Here is a 16,062-nt window from a genome sequence, read left to right on the forward strand (position 1 = left end):
CGTCAGCCGTGGGCCGGCGGGTTGTACCGGCTCACGTCATCGCCCTGCTTGTCGGGAGCCTTTGCGGCGTCCGGACTCGGTTGAGCGGGAGGCGGATAGGGGGGATAGGGCGGGTAATGCTGATGGGTCGGATGCCCTTGCCCCTGGGGGCCCTGCTGGCCCGGGTACCCCGGCGCGGGCTGCGGCCAATACGGCTGCGGCGGGGGCGGTGCGGGGCTCGGGGCGGGCGGATGCCAATGATTCGGCTGCTGCTGGTGCTGCGGCGGCCATCCCGGCGCATACCAGCCCGCCGGGGCGCCGTAGTCGGGCTGCGTCGAGCCCTGCGGAACGGGCTGGCGATTGCCGGCCCCTTGGCCACCGTGAGAACCATTGCCGCCGTTGGCGTTTTGGGCTGCCTCGGCCTGCGCAGCCTCGCTGGCGCGGGCGATGGCCGCCTTGAAGGCCGGTTCCTGCACCGGGGGCGGCCACGGCTCCCCCCGCTCCATGGCCAGCTCGCCGGGCGTCTTGATCGGCGGCTTGTCCGACGGGATCCGGCCGCCGAAGTCGTCGAACATGGTTAGCCTGGGCCGCTTTTCGACGCCGGAGAAGATGCCCTCCAGCTCGGGCCGGTGCAGGGTCTCTTTCTCCAGCAGCTCGCCGGCCAGCGTGTCGAGCACGTCACGGTATTCGGTGAGGATCTCCCAAGCCTCGGTGTGGGCGGCCTCGATGAGCTTGCGCACCTCGTCGTCGATGTCCCGTGCGACCTCGTGGGAGTAGTCCGCCTGCGTTCCCATGGTCCGACCCAGGAAGGGATCACCGTGTTCGGTGCCGTACTTCACGGCGCCCAGCTTGGAGCTCATGCCGAATTCGGTGACCATCGCGCGCGCGATCTTGGTGGCCTGTTCGATGTCGGATACCGCGCCGGTGGTCGGCTCGCGGAATACCAGTTCCTCGGCGGCGCGCCCGCCCATCGCGAACACCAGCTGAGCGATCATCTCCGAGCGCGTCCGCAGGCCCTTGTCCTCCTCCGGCACCGCGACCGCGTGCCCGCCGGTGCGCCCGCGCGCCAGGATCGTCACCTTGTAGATCGGCTCGATGTCGGGCATCGCCCAGGCCGCCAGCGTGTGCCCGCCCTCGTGGTAGGCGGTGATCTTCTTTTCCTGCTCGCTGATGATGCGACCCTTGCGGCGCGGCCCGCCGATCACCCGGTCGACCGCCTCCTCCAGCGCGGCGCCGGTGATGACGGTGCCGTTCTCCCGGGCGGTCAGCAGCGCCGCCTCGTTGATGACGTTGGCGAGGTCGGCGCCGGTCATGCCGACGGTCCGCTTGGCCAGCCCGTCGAGGTCGGCGTCGGGACCGATCGGCTTGCCCTTGGAGTGCACCCGCAGCACCGCGCGGCGGCCCGCCATGTCCGGATTGGTCACCGGGATCTGCCGGTCGAAGCGGCCGGGCCGCAGCAGCGCGGGGTCCAGGATGTCGGGGCGGTTGGTGGCCGCGATCAGGATGACGCCGGTGCGATCACCGAAACCGTCCATCTCGACCAGCAACTGGTTCAGCGTCTGCTCGCGTTCGTCGTGCCCACCGCCCAGGCCGGCGCCGCGCTGGCGGCCGACGGCGTCGATCTCGTCGACGAAGATGATGCACGGGTTGTTCTGCTTGGCCTGCTCGAACAGGTCGCGCACCCGCGAGGCGCCCACACCGACGAACATTTCGACGAAGTCGGAGCCGGAGATGGTGAAGAACGGCACCCCGGCCTCGCCCGCCACAGCGCGGGCCAGCAGCGTCTTGCCCGTTCCGGGGGGCCCGTAGAGCAGCACGCCCTTGGGGATCTTGGCGCCCAGCGCCTGGTACCTGCTGGGGTTCTGCAGGAAGTCCTTGATCTCGTAGAGCTCCTCGACCGCCTCGTCGACGCCCGCGACGTCGGCGAACGTGGTCTTGGGCATGTCCTTGTTCAGCAACTTCGCGCGCGACTTGCCGAACCCGAAGCCCATCCGTGCGCCACCCTGCATCCGGGAGAACATCACGAACAGGCCCACCAGCAACAGCAGCGGCAGCACGTAGACCAGCAGCTCGCCCAGGATGCTGCCCTCGTTCACGACGGTGCTGACCTTGGCGTTCTTGGAGTTGAGCGAGTTGAACAGGTCGACGGCATATCCGCTGGGGTACTTGGTGATGACCTTGTCGGAATTGTCCGTGTCCTTATTGCCCTTTTTCAGGGTCAACCGCAATTGCTGCTCGCGATCGTCGATCTGGGCGCTCTTGACGTTGTCGCCGTTGATCTGGGCCATCGCCACCGAGGTGTCGACGGGCTTGTAACCGCGGGTGTCGTCGCTAAAGTAAAAAAACGACCAACCCAGCAGCACCACAACGGCGATCGCCGTCAGCGTGCGAATCACGTTTTTCCGATTCATCAATCATCGGCCTCGTCGGCCAGGTCCTTCCGCGAAACACGAAGCTGGAAAAGTCCAGGCTACCGCTAGTGTCGATCGCCAGCGCCGGCAGAGCCGGGGCGCAGCGGGTCGGCACCATTGACTTGGTGTCGATCGCCAGCGCCGGCAGAGCCGGGGCGCAGCGGGTCGGCACCATTGACTTGGTGTCGATCGCCAGCGCCGGCAGAGCCGGGGCGCAGCGGGTCGGCACCATCCTGTAGACACAACGTCCGGCGGTTCCCCATCTGGTTCCCACCGTGGCAAACCACACATCGTCGAGCTCGCCACTCAAGGCGGCTCACTCGTAATAGCGAGCCTCGAGGACATTGCCGTCGGGGTCGGCGAAGTAGTAGCCCTGCGGCGCGACCCCGCGTGCTCCGTAGCTGTTGTTCAGTCGCGCGCTGGTGTCCACGCCTTCTTCCCGCAGACGCCGATCCAACGCGTCGTATTCGGACCTCGACATCGCCAGGCAAACGTGGTTCACCGGATGGCCCGCGCTGCCCGCGACCTTCGTGAACGACTCGGTGCCCGAGACGTTCGTCGTCGGCAGGAGATCGATGATGGAGTCTTCACACACTCGCACGCTCGGGAATGGCGCTTCCCCAGCCTCGAACTCGGCGAACCGCGCCGGCGCGAGGCCGACCACCCTCGAGTAGAAATCCATCGACGCTTGCGGATCCTTGATCCATAAGACGATGTGGTCCAGCCGCTTCATGCGAAGTCCAACCTTTCAGCTACCGCCAACGCATTAGTCGCGATGTCTACCAGGCCGACGGACTCGGCAAGGCAGGAGGGCAAGTTCCGATCCGGCATACCCTTCTCAGCCCGGGGTCCTTGTGCTTTGGTGAGACGGTGCTTTCGTCAACCGAACGGTTAGTGGACACCAACGGTGTGCAATTGCGGGTGACCGAGGCGGGAGAGCGCGGCGCGCCCGTCGTGATCCTGGCCCACGGCTTTCCCGAGTTGGCCTATTCGTGGCGGCATCAGATACCGGCCCTCGCCGAGGCCGGCTATCACGTGCTGGCGCCCGATCAACGCGGCTACGGCGGCTCATCGTGTCCCGACGCCGTCGAGGCTTACGACATTCACCAGTTGACCGCCGACCTGGTAGGGCTGCTCGACGACGTCGGCGCCGAGCGCGCCGTCTGGATCGGGCACGACTGGGGCGCCGCCGTGGTGTGGAACGCGCCGCTGCTGCATCCCGACCGGGTGGCGGCGGTGGCCGCGTTGAGCGTCCCGCCCATGCCGCGCTCGCACGTGGCGCCGACAAAGGCGTGGCGCAAAATATTCGGCGAAAACTTCTTCTACATCCTGTATTTCCAGGAACCGGGCGTCGCCGATGCCGAACTCAATGGTGATCCCGACCGGGTGATCCGACGGATGATGGGCGGCTTACACACGTCCGGGGGCAATGATGCGCTGCTGCGGATGGCCGCCCCCGGCCCCGAGGGCTTCATCGATCGGCTCCCCGAACCCGGCGGGCCGCCGGACTGGATCAGCCGGGACGAACTCGACCACTACATCGGCGAATTCTCCCGCACCGGCTTCACCGGCGGCCTGAACTGGTACCGCAACTTCGACCGGAACTGGGAGACCACCCCGCAGCTCGCGGACGCCAAGATCCCCGTGCCGTGTTTGTTTATCGGCGGGACCGGCGATCCGGTATTGTCCTTCACCCGCGCCGACCGCGCGTCGGAGGTGATCTCCGGACCCTACCGCGAACTGATGATCGAAGGCGCTGGACACTGGCTGCAGCAGGAGCGGCCCGAGGAAGTCAACGCCGCCCTTTTGGAATTCCTCGACGGATTGGAGCTGCGATGAGCGCGCCGCTGCGTTTCGGAGTCTTTATCACCCCATTCCATCCGACCGGCCAATCCCCCACGGTCGCATTGGAATACGACATGGAACGCGTCGTCGCGCTGGACCGCCTCGGCTTCGACGAAGCCTGGTTCGGCGAACACCACTCCGGTGGCTACGAGCTGATCGCCTGCCCCGAGGTGTTCATTGCGGCCGCGGCGGAGCGCACCAAGCACATCCGGCTGGGCACCGGTGTGGTCTCGCTGCCCTACCACCATCCGCTGATGGTGGCCGACCGGTGGGTGCTGCTGGACCACCTGACCCGCGGGCGGGTCATGTTCGGGACCGGTCCGGGCGCGCTACCGTCGGACGCGTACATGATGGGCATCGATCCGATCGAGCAGCGGCGGATGATGCAGGAATCCCTCGACGCCATCCTCGCGCTGTTCCGCGCCGAACCGACGGAACGAATCGACCGCCACTCCGACTGGTTCACGCTGCGTGACGCCCAGTTGCACATCCGCCCCTACACCTGGCCCTACCCCGAGATCTCCACGGCGGCAATGATTTCCCCGTCGGGTCCGAGGCTGGCCGGCGCGCTGGGCACGTCGCTGCTGTCATTGTCGATGTCGGTCCCGGGCGGCTACGCCGCACTCGAAAATACCTGGGAGGTGGTGCGCGAGCAGGCCGCCAAGGTCGGCCGGGACGAGCCGGACCGGGCCTCGTGGCGCGTTCTGAGCATCATCCACATCGCCGACAGCCGCGAGCAGGCAATCGACGATTGCACCTACGGGCTTCAGGATTTCGCAAACTACTTCGGCGCGGCAGGCTTTGTGCCGCTGTCCAACGCGGTCGACGGCGAGGCGCAGACGCCGCGCGACTTCGTCGCGGACTATGCGGCCCAAGGCAATTGCTGCATCGGCACGCCCGACGACGCGATCGCGTACATCGAGGACCTGCTGGAGCGGTCGGGCGGTTTCGGAACGCTGCTGATGCTCGGCCACGACTGGGCCTCGCCCGAGGCGACATACCACTGCTATGACCTGATGGCCCGCAAGGTGGTTCCCCATTTCAAACGACAGCTCGAGGCGTCGCGATCGTCGCACGACTGGGCCAGGGGCAAACGCGACCAATTGATCGGGCGCGCAGGCGAGGCCGTCGTGAAGGCCATCACCGAGCACGTCGAGGAGCAGAAAGGTGCGGGAAGCTGATGCGCGCCGCGGTTTTACGCGACGGCCGGATGGTCTATCGGGACGACGTCCCCGAGCCCGTGCCCGGCCCTGGCCAGGTGCTGGTCGGTGTGAAGGCGTGCGGGATCTGCGGCTCGGATCTGCATTTCGCCGCACATGGCGACGAGGTCGTGGAGATGACCGCCCAGGTGGCCGCCGGTGCCGGGGGCATGGCCGTCGACCTGAACAGCGACGTGTTCATGGGGCACGAGTTCAGCGCCGAGGTGCTCGAGGCCGGACCCGACACGGAAACGCATCCGCCCGGAACCCTGGTCACGTCGCTTCCCCTGCTGCTCTCCGCCGGGGGCGTCGAGCCGATTGTCTACAGCAACAGCACCATTGGCGGCTACGCCGAGCGAATGCTGCTTTCGGCGCCGCTGCTGATGCCCATCCCCAACGGCCTGGACCTCAAGCATGCCGCGTTGACCGAACCCATGGCGGTGGGATTGCACGCCGTTAACAAGTCGAACATTCAGCCCGGCGAGACCGCCCTGGTGCTCGGCTGCGGGCCGATCGGCATCGCAATCGTCGCGTCCCTGCGGGCCCGGGGGGTGGAAAACATTGTGGCAGCCGACTTCTCGCCGAAGCGTCGCGAGCTCGCCACCGCGATGGGCGCACACCAGACGGTGGATGCGGCCCAGGGCTCGCCTTTCGACACCGTCAACCCCGCCGTCGTCTTCGAGGCGGTCGGAGTCCCGGGAATCATCGACGACGTGCTGCGGCGGGCGCGGCCGGGCACCCGCCTGGTGGTCGCGGGCGTCTGCATGCAGCCCGACACCGTGCACCCCTTCTTCGCGATCGCCAAGGAGATCAACGTCCAATTCGTGCTCGCCTACAACCCAGAAGAGTTCGCCGACTCGCTGCGCGCGCTGGCCGAGGGCGAGATTGACGTCACGCCGCTGATCACCGGAGAGGTCGGACTGGAAGGGGTCGGCCAGGCCTTCGACGACCTGGCCGACCCCGAGCGGCACTGCAAGATCTTGGTGACGCCCTAGGCCCAGCTGGACCCGACGGCGCTGTCGGTTCCGGCCATGTTGTCGCCGGCGGTTTGTACCTTCTGCCCGTGCGCGTTGGCCTGCTCGTAGATCACCTGGAAGTTGCGGCCTAATTCGGTGACGAACTGCTGACAGGCCGTCGACCCGGCGCCGCCCCAAAAATCGCCGGCGCCAAGCACATCCCGGACGATGGCCTGGTGCTCGGCTTCCAGCGCTGCGGCCTGGGCGCGGAGGGTGGCGCCGTGGGCGTCGACGTCCCCGAATTGATAATTGATCGTCATGCGAAAGTCTCCTGTTCTGGTCGGTGGGGCTAGCCGCTCAGGGCCTGCCGGGAGGCCTGCTCTTGCTGTTCGTAGTTGGTGGCGTCGCGGACGAGGCCGTCGCGAACCCCGTGCAGCATGCCGACGATGTTGCGAAAGGCCTGGTTCATCTGGCCCACGGTGTCCAGCGAGGTCGCCTCGGCGGCCCCGCTCCAGCCGGCGCCGGAGATGTTCTGCGAGGACGCCCACATCTTGCGGGCCTCGTCCTCGACCGTCTGGGCGTGGACCTCGAAGCGGCCCGCCATGTCGCGCATCGCGTGCGGGTCGGTCATAAATCGTGCGGTCATTTTCAGCTCTCCTTCGAAAAGTTATGTGTTGTCTGGTGATTNCGGCCGGCATCGCCGGCGCGACGCGCATCAGAGGTGGCGCAGGCATCGCGGGCATGGACGGCGGCCGCATGACCGGCCCCGGCGCATGCATCGGCGTCCCCGGTGCGGCCGTCCTGCCGACGCCCTGGCCAAGCGGCGCACCGATCAGTTGGGCGAATTCGCCTATCCCGGATTGGAAACCGCTAACCAGCGTCGACGCGGACGAGTTGAGCGCGGACGGGATCGTTGACGGACCCAGGACCGCTTGATTGCCCAAGCCTTGTGCGGCGCTCTGCAGGTTCGCGATGGCGGCGGCGGCCGACCCGGCCGGGTTGGTGGTGGGCGGCGCCGTCACCATCGGGGCCAGCGCGGACGCCGTTGCCGCTGATGCTGCATAGGCGTACATCGCGGCGGCGTCCTGGGCCCACATCTCGCCGTACTGCGCCTCGGTCGCGGCGATCGCCGGGAGGTGGATGCCCNGCCGTCGGGGCCATGCGGGCGGGCACGGCCGGCACTTGGCCGCCCGCCGCCTGCGTCGCGTTCGCTACCTCGGTGGCCGCATAGGAGTGGGCACCGAGCCCCAAGGCCCTGACGAACTCCTCGTGGATGAGCGCGGCCTCAGCGCTGATTGCCTGGTAGACCTGGCCGTAACCGGAAAAGGCCGCCGCCGTCGCCGCCGAGACCTCGTCGGCCGCCGCCGGGATCACGCCGGTGATCGGAAACGCGGCCGTCGCGTTGGCCGCGCTGATGGTCGAACCGATCACCTGCAGCCGGCCGGCCGCCGCTGACAGCAGGTCCGGCGCTGTGACGACAAAGGACATGTGGGTGTTCCTCCTGATGAAAAACCGCCGTGCCGGGGTCCGGCAGAGGTGTAGTTGCGGGTTTGTTCGTACTCAGTGCGGACACTGTGTCATGAATTATGAATCTTTGTCTAGATTTAGACTGATATTTCTTCAATTAATCTGTTAGTTCGCAGGCCGCGACCTTTTGACCACGTTTTGGCATCCGGTTACTCTCGGAGGCATGCCGAGAACCAACCCCGCAGGCTGGGGCCTCAAGCGCCTGCTCGAAGCCACGCTGAACCGTGACATCACCGTCGAGCAATTGCGCGATGCCTGCGGCGTCACCAAGGGTCGGTGGTATGGGGGGGTGGGGCGCGCCAACGCCGATGACTTCCCGGACGCCGAGGAGGCCAGGCGCGCGGCTCATGCATTCGGTCTCAGCGCCACGTGGCTGCAAGTCGAACTAGGGCTCATCACGCTCGACGACGTGCGCGAGGCCCTGGGCGAGTCGCAATCCCTTGACCCGTTCCGGATGACCACCCGGCAACGGGTGCTGCAGATCCCCAATCCGGCGGCGGACCCGCCGCGCGATTAGGTCAGCGTCGGGGTAGACCGGCGGGCGCGGCGGGTCGGCCTCGCCCGCCGAGTGTGCGTCGAGATCTTCGGGCTATTGCCAGTCTTGCGGCATGTCGCGCGCGTGTCCGGGGCACACGTCCCGAGTGGCGGCCCGCAGGACGTGCGCCGCGTCCAGCGGTGGCATCTCCTTGGAAAGCACCGAGAACGCGTACTCGCTGGGATACGACGAATAACCCAGGTGTATCGCGGTGCCGTGATCGTCCATCAGCGCGCACGCCTGCTGCTCGTAGTTGGGGGCGGCGTGGGCGACGCCGGATCCACACCAAACGGCCGCGCCGATCGTCGCCGTGGCCGATACGAGCATGAGGGTGTGCCGGCCGGTGGCCTTGCTTCGCTGCGCGCGCACAGCGGCGGGAGAGTACTGGCGTGTGTGTAATTGCTTGGGGGACATATGAAGTTGTACCCGGGCGCGTGCGGATTAAACCGCCAACCCGTCGATACGAATCTTCTTGAGCGTCAATTTTTCCCGCCTCAGAAGAGGCGCAATTCCCAAATCTATTGGGCGCCAAGCCGTTGCGGACAAGCACTTCCATCCTCGTCCTCCGATGGGCGGCTGCGAATTGAAAGATGTTGTAAACAAGATAATTAGAGACGCGACACGAGCTTTGCTGCGGTTTCCGCAATTCGGCCTAGGCTTTGCGGGCCGGCCCGCGTTCGCGCGAATCACAGATCCCTCGGGGCCACTGGCGCTAGTGTCCACACATGCCGATCGCATCGAACGCCCCGAGGTTGGCCCGCACGTTGATTGCCTTGACCGCGGCCGGCTTGACCGTCGCCGCCCTGTCGTCGTGCGACAAGCACAACGCGACGCCACCGGGCGCGAACCCCCGCCAAGTGACCGTCGTCGGCTCGGGACAAGTCCAAGGCGTCCCCGACACCCTGACCGCCAACGCCGGCATCGAGTTCACCGCGCCCGACGTCACCACCGCGATGAACCAGACGAACGATCGCCAGCAAGCGGTGATCAACGCCCTGGTCGGGGCGGGACTGGACCGCAAAGACATCAGCACCACCACGGTCACCCTGGAACCCCAGTACGGCACCGGCGCCGCGACGATCACCGGCTACCGCGCCACCAACGCGATCCAGGTGAAGATCCATCCGGCCGATGCCGCGTCCCGAATGCTGGCACTCATCGTCGGCACCGGCGGCGACGCCACCCGGATCAGCTCGGTCAGCTACTCCATCGCCGATGACTCGCAGCTGGTCAAGGACGCCCGCGCGCGGGCGTTCAACGATGCCAAGGCCCGTGCCGACCAGTACGCCCAGTTATCCGGCCTGCGCCTGGGCAGGGTGCTCTCGATTTCCGAGGCCTCCGGCAACGCGCCCATGCCCGGCGGGCCGCCGGCCCCGCCGCGCAGCTTCGCCGCGGTGCCACTGGAGCCGGGTCAGCAGACGGTGAGCTTCTCGGTGACCGCCGTGTGGGAGCTGGACTAGCTGTACTGACCACGGACGTTAGGTACGGCGTGGCGTGGTGACATCAAGAAGACCTCCGAGTGAAGTGCGAGCTGCTTAGGAAACGCACTCACTTCGGAGGTCTTCGTGTCCCACCGTAATGCCCCCTTGTCCGAAACCGGCCGTCTGCGACTGGCTCGTTGTGTCGTCGACGACGGTTGGCCGCTGCGCCGAGCTGCTGAACGCTTTCAGGTTTCGGTCACTACAACAGTCCGCTGGGCCAGCCGTTACCGCGAGCTCAAAGAGGCCGGGATGGCCGATCGCAGCTCACGACCGCACCACAGCCCCAATCGAACGCCCACGCGCACCGAGCGGCGGATTATCAAGGTTCGTGTCATTCGCCGGTGGGGACCAGCGCGGATCGGGTATCTGCTGGGAATACATCCCTCCACGGTCCATCGCGTGCTGACCCGCTACGGTCTGGCCAAACTACGCTGGCTGGACCGTCCGACTGGACGGGTGATCCGGCGCATCGAGTCGGTCCAGCCCGGCGATCTGGTTCATGTCGATGTCAAGAAACTCGGCAAGATTCCCGCCGGCGGCGGCTGGCGGATGCTCGGCCGCACCGCAGGTAACCGCAACACACAGGCCGACAAGAGTTCGAGGCGACGAAGCAAGCACGGTAATCCGTTACATGGGCACCATTTCCTGCACACCGCCCTGGACGGGCACTCACGATTGGCCTACTCCGAGTTGCTCGCCGATGAACGCAAAGAGACCGCCGCCGCGTTTTGGGTTCGAGCCAACGCGTGGTTCAACGAGTGTGGCATCACCGTGCGGAAAGTGTTGACCGACAACGGGTCCTGTTACCGCTCCCACACCTTCAGCGACACGCTCGGCGACATCGAACACCGCCGCACTCGACCGTACCGGCCCCAGACCAACGGCAAAGTGGAGAGGTTTCATCGCACCCTGGCCGACGAATGGGCCTATGCCGGGCTCTACCGCAGCGACGCCGAGCGCTGCGACGAGTTCCTCACCTGGCTGCACACCTACAATTACCACCGCGGCCACACCGCACTCGGCGGCCAACCACCCGCCTCTCGCGTACCTAACCTCTCAGGTCAGAACAACTAGCCCGCTACTCCTCGTATACCCGAGGATCCAGGGTCCCGATGTAGGACAGGTCGCGGTAGCGCTCGTCGTAATCGAGGCCGTAGCCCACGACGAAGTCGTTCGGAATGTCAAAGCCCACATAAGCGATCTCGACCTTGGCGCGCACCGCGTCGGGCTTGCGAAGCAACGTGCACACCCGCAGCGAGCGAGGCCGCCGGCTCTTGAGGTTGCGCAGCAACCACGACAAGGTCAGCCCCGAGTCGACGACGTCCTCGACGATGAGCACATCCCGGTCGTTGATGTCGCGGTCCAGGTCCTTGAGGATCCGCACCACGCCGGACGACGACGTCGAGGACCCGTAGGAGCTGACGGCCATGAATTCGAACTGGGTCGGCACCGGTATCGCACGGGCCAGGTCGGTGACGAAGATCACCGCGCCCTTGAGCACGGTGACCAGCAGCAAATCCTGGCCCGATTCGCCCGCAGGCTCGCGATAGTGGTTGCCGATTTCCTCGCCGAGTTCGGCGATGCGCGCCTGAATCTGCTCCGCGGTGAGCAGCACCGACTTGATATCCCCGGGATACAGCTCTGCGGGCTGCGCGGGGACGATCGGCGGCGACGTCTGGGCCACGACCACAGCGTGCCACGCCAGCGGCCGAATAACCAACGGCGGGCCCGACTTACACAGGCTGTCGCCACAGCGTGAGTACGCCGTCGCGCCGCCCCGCGATCAATCGCTCGCCCCGCAGCGACGAGCCCACCGCCACCCCACCTTGTCCGCGCCAGTCGGTGATCAGCGCGTCCACCCCGCGGATTTGTTTGTCGGTCAAGCCGGTCGCGCCCCCGGCCAGCAGCCAGCCGCGGATCACCCGCCGGCGCACGGGCCCGGGCAATCCACCGAGGGCCCCGGGCTGCAGCCCCGAGCCCGCCCGCACCCCGGGCAGCGCTTGCGCCGCGAGCGTGTCGATCAGCTCGCTGTCTTCACGCAACGCCGTCGCGGTGCGCGCCAACGCCGCGGCCACGCCGCCGCCGAGCACGTCCTCCAGCAGCGGTAGCACCTCCAAGCGCAGCCGGGTTCGGGTGAAGCGGCGGTCGCTGTTGTGCGGGTCCTGCCAGGCGGTCAGCCCCAGTTCCGCGCAGGCGGCGTGCGTCGCCGAACGCCGCACCCCCAACAACGGCCGACACCACGGAGGGTCGTGCGGGCGCATCCCGGCGATCGAGCGCACCCCGGAGCCGCGCCCCAGCCCCAGCAGCACCGTCTCCGCCTGATCGTCGAGCGTGTGGGCCAACAGCACCGGGCCGGCGGAGGACGCGCGCAAGGCGGCGTAGCGGGCGGAGCGAGCCGCCGCCTCCGGGCCGCCGTCCTTGCCCACCTGAACGCAAAGCACTTGCGCGTCAACGCATCCCAGGGCGATCGCCTGCCGGCGCGCGGTCTCGGCGACGGCGGCCGAACCGGCCTGCAGGCCGTGATCGACGATCAGGGCGGTGGTGGGCCGAAGCGGGGCCGCGACGGCGGTGAGCGCCAGCGAGTCCGGGCCGCCGGACAGCGCCACGCACCACGGCTCCTCGGTGGCGAGATAGGTGTGGGCGAACGCGTCGACAGCCGTGCGCAGCTGCCCTACAGCACCCTGTCGATCCATCGCTGGGGGTTTTCGATCTCGGCGGGCAGCGGCAGCGTATCGGGGCCCGACCAGACGGTGTTGAACCGCTGCATTCCCACCTTGCCCACCACGTGGTCGACGAACGCCTTCCCGCGCGTGTATTGGCTGAGCTTGGCGTCGAGCCCGAGCAGCGCGCGGAGCACGCGCTGCAGCGGGGGTTGCTTGCGGTGGCGACGCTCGTCGAATCGCCGGCGGATGGTGGCCACCGACGGCACGACGACCGGCCCGACGGCGTCCATGACGTGGTCGGCGTGGCCCTCGAGCAGGGTGCCGAGCACCAGCAGCTGATCCAGGGCCTTGCGTTGCGGCTCGGACTGCACGGCGCGCACCAGCCCGATGATCCCGGACGCGCCGCCGTCGGATTCGACGGCGCCGCGGTTGCGCACGAAGTCGGCGAGACGGGCCGCCACCTGGCCGATGTCCTCCCCCACGTCCTGCGTCAGCAGCCCCAACGCCCCGGACATGTAATCGGATAGCCACGGATTGGCGGTGAACTGGACCCGGTGGGTCACCTCGTGCAGGCACACCCACAACCGGAAGTCGGAGGGCTCGACCCGAAGCTGGCGCTCGACGGCGATGACGTTCGGATACACCAGCAGCAGACTTCCCTCTTTTGCGGTCTCACGGCCCCTGGCGAACGGGTCGTACTGGCCGAGGATCCCCGATGACACGAACGCCAGCACGGCGCCCGTCTGCGCGCCGGTGATGCGGCCCGTGAGGAACCCCCGCGGCGTCTCGCTGCCGTTGGTCATCACCCGCATCGACTCCGCCGCCGCGCCGATCCACTGCGTGCGGTCCACGATGCGGGCGGCCGGGACCGCACCGTTGGTGGCCAGGCCCGTGACTTCGCGGACCGGCGGTTCGGCTTTGGCCGCCGCGCTCGTCAGCTCCTCGATCGCCTGCCGGCGGGTGTAGTCGCTGGAGGCCGGGCCGGGGCGGGCCAGCCGCTGGCCGACCGTCGCCGCGAATCGCCAGTCGACGGCGGTACCGAGGGTCAGGCTGGACGAGGGCGTCATGCGCACCCGCAGAACCAGAGCTTGGTGGCCAGCGCGTCCATCGCGTTGCGGCCGTTCGGACCCGCATCGTTGGACAGGAACGCGAACGTGAGCACCCGCCCGCTGCGATCGGTAAGCACCCCAACCAACGAGTTGACGGCGGTCAGCGAGCCGGTCTTGGCGCGCAGCCACCCCGCGGGACCTCGATCGGTGGCCGCGTCGAGGAACCGGTCGCCCAGCGTCCCGCTGCCGCCGGCGATCGGTAGCAGGTCCAGCAACGCCCGCAGCGCCGGCTGGTCGGGCCCGGCGGCCGCCTGCACCACGCCGTCCAGCGTCTTGGCCGTCAACCGGTCTTCGACGGAAAGCCCGCTGGAATCCACCAGCCTGGCGCCCGCGGTCTCGACGTGCGCGGTGCTCAACCGGTTGGTCACCGCGTCGACCGCCCCGGCGAAGCTCTGCGGCCGGTTGATCGCGGCCGCCACCTCCCGGGCGATGCACTCGGCCAGGACGTTGTCGGAGTGGTCCATCATCTCGGACAGCCGCTGGATCAACGGCGCCGACTGCACCACGGCCAGCTGCCGCGCCCCCGATGGCGCCGTGCCGATCGTCACCGCGCCCGGATCCAGCCCGAGGCCCTTGGCCAGCTCCCGACCGGCGTCCAGCGCCGGCGTCCTGGACCGACGCGAGTTGACCGTGGTCGGCTGAATGCGGCCCGCGTCGATCATCACCGACTCGATCGGCGCGATGTCGCCGTTGTCGACGTCGGCCGGGTCCCAGCCCTGCGCCATCGTCGGTCCGCTGAACGCCGAGGTGTCCACCTGCACCGCGGTCGGGGTCATGCCGCTGCGCCGGACCTGCTCGACCAGGTCGCCGATGCGCGCCGAACCCCGATACCAGGTGTCCGCACCCGGCGGCGCCGCCGACAGCGCCGGATCCCCGGCACCCACCAGCACGACCGGCCCCTGGGGATTCGGGCTGCCGGCGACCACCCGGGTGCTGATCCGGGCCTGACGATCCAGCGTCAGCAGCGCCGCGGCGGCGGTCAGGACCTTGTTGGTCGACGCCGGCACNGGAGGCGGCACCGGGACGTGCGCGGCGCCGGCGCCGTGCCCGCCCGTGGTGAAAAACGTCGCCGCCGCCACGACCGCGGCGACGAACGCCAGCACGGCCAACCCGATGAACACCTGGGTGGATTTCCGCCAGCGAGTAGGACCCATCACTCTCCTGACTGTTTGGACCCATTCTGCCGAATCGGCCGCAGGACGCTCGACTAGGGTGATGCGCGATGTACTGACCTACCAAGACCCACCCCTCGTGAAGGAGCCGGCGCGGTGCAATTCGACGTGACCATCGAGATTCCGAAAGGCCAACGCAACAAGTACGAGGTCGATCATGAGACCGGCCGGGTGCGCCTGGACCGCTACCTCTACACGTCGATGGCCTATCCCACTGACTACGGCTTCATCGAGGACACCCTGGGTGAGGACGGCGACCCGCTGGACGCGCTGGTGCTGCTGCCGCAGTCGGTGTTTCCCGGCGTGATCGTGGAGGCGCGGCCGGTGGGCATGTTCCGGATGGTCGACGAGGCGGGCGGCGACGACAAGGTGCTGTGCGTGCCGGCCGGCGACCATCGCTGGGACCACATCCAGGACATCGGCGACGTGCCGGAATTCGAACTGGACGTGATCAAGCACTTCTTCTCGCAGTACAAGGCGCTGGAGCCGGGCAAGTTCGTCAAGGCGGCCGATTGGGTCGACCGCGCCGAAGCCGAAGCGGAGGTGCAGCGTTCGGTGGAGCGGTTCAAGGCCCACGGGCACTGACGACCGGGCACTAACGCTTTCGGCGTAACCGCGCGCCGCGGCGCGGTGGCATCCTGGCGATGTGACCCCGGTGCTGCATTTCGCCGCCAGTTTCTGGTGGCTGATCTTCCCGCTGGGCGGCTCGATCGGCGCGGGTGTCAGGGCGGTCGCGGCGGCCAACGAGCGCCGCGCCGAAAGGCGCCTCGAGCGCTACCGGTTAAAGCAGCAGGCCAAGATCGCAGCGGCCGAGGCGGCCGCGCGGGCGCGGAACAACGAGGAGGGCTCACGCCGGGAGCTCGCCAAACTCGTTGCGGCGCATGACCGTACCGACGCGCGGTGGTTCGATTACGAACTCGACATCGCCAAATTGCTGGACTTCCCGATGATGACGGACATGCGCGATCCGCTGACCATCGCGTTTCACAAGGCGAAGCGGCGGGCCGACCTGCTGCGCCCGGAGCGCGCCGAGGACCTCGCCGGCGACCCGACCGCACAACGGGAATATCGCGACGCCGTCCACGAGTACATCAGCGCGTTCGAGATCGCCGAGGCCGAGGCGGTCCGCCGTCGCCGCAGCGACTTCTCGGAGGACGACCAGCAACGGCTGGCGCGCGCGCAGAA

The 16,062-nt window shown here is 67.8% G+C and carries 17 protein-coding genes and 2 pseudogenes; 9 read left to right on the forward strand and 10 right to left on the reverse strand.

From position 1 onward, the window contains the following. Positions 1 to 2: 2 nt before the first annotated feature. A complete protein-coding gene (gene ftsH / locus BN4348_RS52875; RefSeq protein WP_066916540.1) occupies positions 3 to 2,390 on the reverse strand; it encodes an ATP-dependent zinc metalloprotease FtsH in 2,388 nt (795 codons plus the stop codon). Between the two features lie 68 nt (positions 2,391 to 2,458). Between ftsH and BN4348_RS59725 the strand changes: the two genes are divergently transcribed. Beyond that, entirely contained in the window at positions 2,459 to 2,629 is a 171-nt protein-coding gene (locus BN4348_RS59725; RefSeq protein WP_235852808.1) for a hypothetical protein, read from the forward strand. Positions 2,630 to 2,706: 77 nt separating this feature from the next. Here the strand turns inward: BN4348_RS59725 and BN4348_RS52880 are convergent, their stop codons facing one another. Further along, a complete protein-coding gene (locus tag BN4348_RS52880) occupies positions 2,707 to 3,123 on the reverse strand; it encodes a VOC family protein (RefSeq protein ID WP_066916542.1) in 417 nt (138 codons plus the stop codon). Positions 3,124 to 3,260: 137 nt separating this feature from the next. Here BN4348_RS52880 and BN4348_RS52885 point away from each other — a divergent pair, with 137 nt between their 5' ends. Genes BN4348_RS52885 through BN4348_RS52895 form a run of 3 tightly spaced genes read left to right on the forward strand, consistent with a single transcriptional unit; the run spans position 3,261 to position 6,429 of the window. Continuing rightward, positions 3,261 to 4,229, forward strand: a complete 969-nt coding sequence (locus BN4348_RS52885) for an alpha/beta fold hydrolase (protein WP_096866206.1) — start codon at positions 3,261 to 3,263, stop codon at positions 4,227 to 4,229. Then, positions 4,226 to 5,416, forward strand: coding sequence for an LLM class flavin-dependent oxidoreductase (locus BN4348_RS52890; RefSeq protein ID WP_066916544.1), 1,191 nt, complete (start codon positions 4,226 to 4,228; stop codon positions 5,414 to 5,416). The genes BN4348_RS52885 and BN4348_RS52890 overlap by 4 nt, the downstream gene beginning before the upstream one ends. Then, positions 5,416 to 6,429: a zinc-binding dehydrogenase gene (locus BN4348_RS52895; RefSeq protein ID WP_066916546.1), complete on the forward strand. Its 1,014-nt coding sequence runs from the start codon at positions 5,416 to 5,418 to the stop codon at positions 6,427 to 6,429. The genes BN4348_RS52890 and BN4348_RS52895 overlap by 1 nt, the downstream gene beginning before the upstream one ends. On the opposite strand, the gene BN4348_RS52900 is transcribed toward BN4348_RS52895, so the two are convergent. From BN4348_RS52900 to BN4348_RS52915, 3 genes and pseudogenes are all read right to left on the reverse strand, one after another. Beyond that, complete coding sequence (locus tag BN4348_RS52900) at positions 6,426 to 6,710, reverse strand: WXG100 family type VII secretion target (protein WP_066916548.1); 285 nt, start codon at positions 6,708 to 6,710, stop codon at positions 6,426 to 6,428. The two genes, BN4348_RS52895 and BN4348_RS52900, sit on opposite strands and share 4 nt — an antisense overlap. Positions 6,711 to 6,739: 29 nt before the next feature. Then, a complete protein-coding gene (locus BN4348_RS52905) occupies positions 6,740 to 7,036 on the reverse strand; it encodes a WXG100 family type VII secretion target (protein WP_066916550.1) in 297 nt (98 codons plus the stop codon). 548 nt (positions 7,037 to 7,584) lie between these two features. After that, a pseudogene (locus tag BN4348_RS52915) lies at positions 7,585 to 7,878 on the reverse strand (PE family protein); the annotation flags it as partial. Positions 7,879 to 8,080: 202 nt separating this feature from the next. Between BN4348_RS52915 and BN4348_RS52920 the strand changes: the two are divergent. Continuing rightward, on the forward strand, positions 8,081 to 8,434 hold the full coding sequence (locus tag BN4348_RS52920; protein WP_066916552.1) for a hypothetical protein: 354 nt from the start codon (positions 8,081 to 8,083) through the stop codon (positions 8,432 to 8,434). Between the two features lie 72 nt (positions 8,435 to 8,506). Here BN4348_RS52920 and BN4348_RS52925 read toward each other — a convergent pair whose 3' ends face one another. Beyond that, positions 8,507 to 8,821, reverse strand: a complete 315-nt coding sequence (locus tag BN4348_RS52925) for a hypothetical protein (RefSeq protein ID WP_066916554.1) — start codon at positions 8,819 to 8,821, stop codon at positions 8,507 to 8,509. Positions 8,822 to 9,177: 356 nt separating this feature from the next. Here BN4348_RS52925 and BN4348_RS52930 point away from each other — a divergent pair, with 356 nt between their 5' ends. Then, positions 9,178 to 9,912: an SIMPL domain-containing protein gene (locus BN4348_RS52930; RefSeq protein WP_066916556.1), complete on the forward strand. Its 735-nt coding sequence runs from the start codon at positions 9,178 to 9,180 to the stop codon at positions 9,910 to 9,912. 105 nt (positions 9,913 to 10,017) lie between these two features. Continuing rightward, positions 10,018 to 11,007, forward strand: a complete 990-nt coding sequence (locus BN4348_RS52935) for an IS481 family transposase (protein WP_066916558.1) — start codon at positions 10,018 to 10,020, stop codon at positions 11,005 to 11,007. A gap of 4 nt (positions 11,008 to 11,011) precedes the next feature. On the opposite strand, the gene hpt is transcribed toward BN4348_RS52935, so the two are convergent. From hpt to dacB, 4 genes are read right to left on the reverse strand one after another with little or no spacing between them, the layout of a single operon-like run. After that, positions 11,012 to 11,623 (reverse strand): hypoxanthine phosphoribosyltransferase, encoded by a 612-nt coding sequence (hpt, locus tag BN4348_RS52940; RefSeq protein WP_066916560.1) that lies wholly within the window; start codon positions 11,621 to 11,623, stop codon positions 11,012 to 11,014. Between the two features lie 43 nt (positions 11,624 to 11,666). Next, the gene (gene tilS, locus BN4348_RS52945) at positions 11,667 to 12,626 is read right to left on the reverse strand and encodes a tRNA lysidine(34) synthetase TilS (protein WP_066916562.1); all 960 of its coding nucleotides are present in this window, start codon (positions 12,624 to 12,626) and stop codon (positions 11,667 to 11,669) included. Further along, positions 12,605 to 13,663 (reverse strand): zinc-dependent metalloprotease, encoded by a 1,059-nt coding sequence (locus BN4348_RS52950; protein WP_066916564.1) that lies wholly within the window; start codon positions 13,661 to 13,663, stop codon positions 12,605 to 12,607. Before BN4348_RS52950 ends, tilS begins: the two co-directional genes overlap by 22 nt. After that, positions 13,660 to 14,859, reverse strand: coding sequence for a D-alanyl-D-alanine carboxypeptidase/D-alanyl-D-alanine endopeptidase (dacB, locus tag BN4348_RS52955; RefSeq protein WP_096866207.1), 1,200 nt, complete (start codon positions 14,857 to 14,859; stop codon positions 13,660 to 13,662). The genes BN4348_RS52950 and dacB overlap by 4 nt, the downstream gene beginning before the upstream one ends. 114 nt (positions 14,860 to 14,973) lie before the next feature. Here dacB and BN4348_RS52960 point away from each other — a divergent pair, with 114 nt between their 5' ends. Further along, positions 14,974 to 15,462 carry an inorganic diphosphatase gene (locus tag BN4348_RS52960; protein ID WP_066916568.1) on the forward strand — a complete coding sequence of 163 codons (489 nt, stop codon included), beginning with the start codon at positions 14,974 to 14,976 and terminating at the stop codon, positions 15,460 to 15,462. 61 nt (positions 15,463 to 15,523) lie between these two features. Then, a pseudogene (locus BN4348_RS52965) lies at positions 15,524 to 16,060 on the forward strand (hypothetical protein); the annotation flags it as partial. Positions 16,061 to 16,062 lie beyond the last annotated feature (2 nt).

Origin of the sequence: Mycobacterium interjectum, assembly GCF_900078675.2 — a bacterium.
GTDB lineage: Bacteria > Actinomycetota > Actinomycetes > Mycobacteriales > Mycobacteriaceae > Mycobacterium > Mycobacterium interjectum.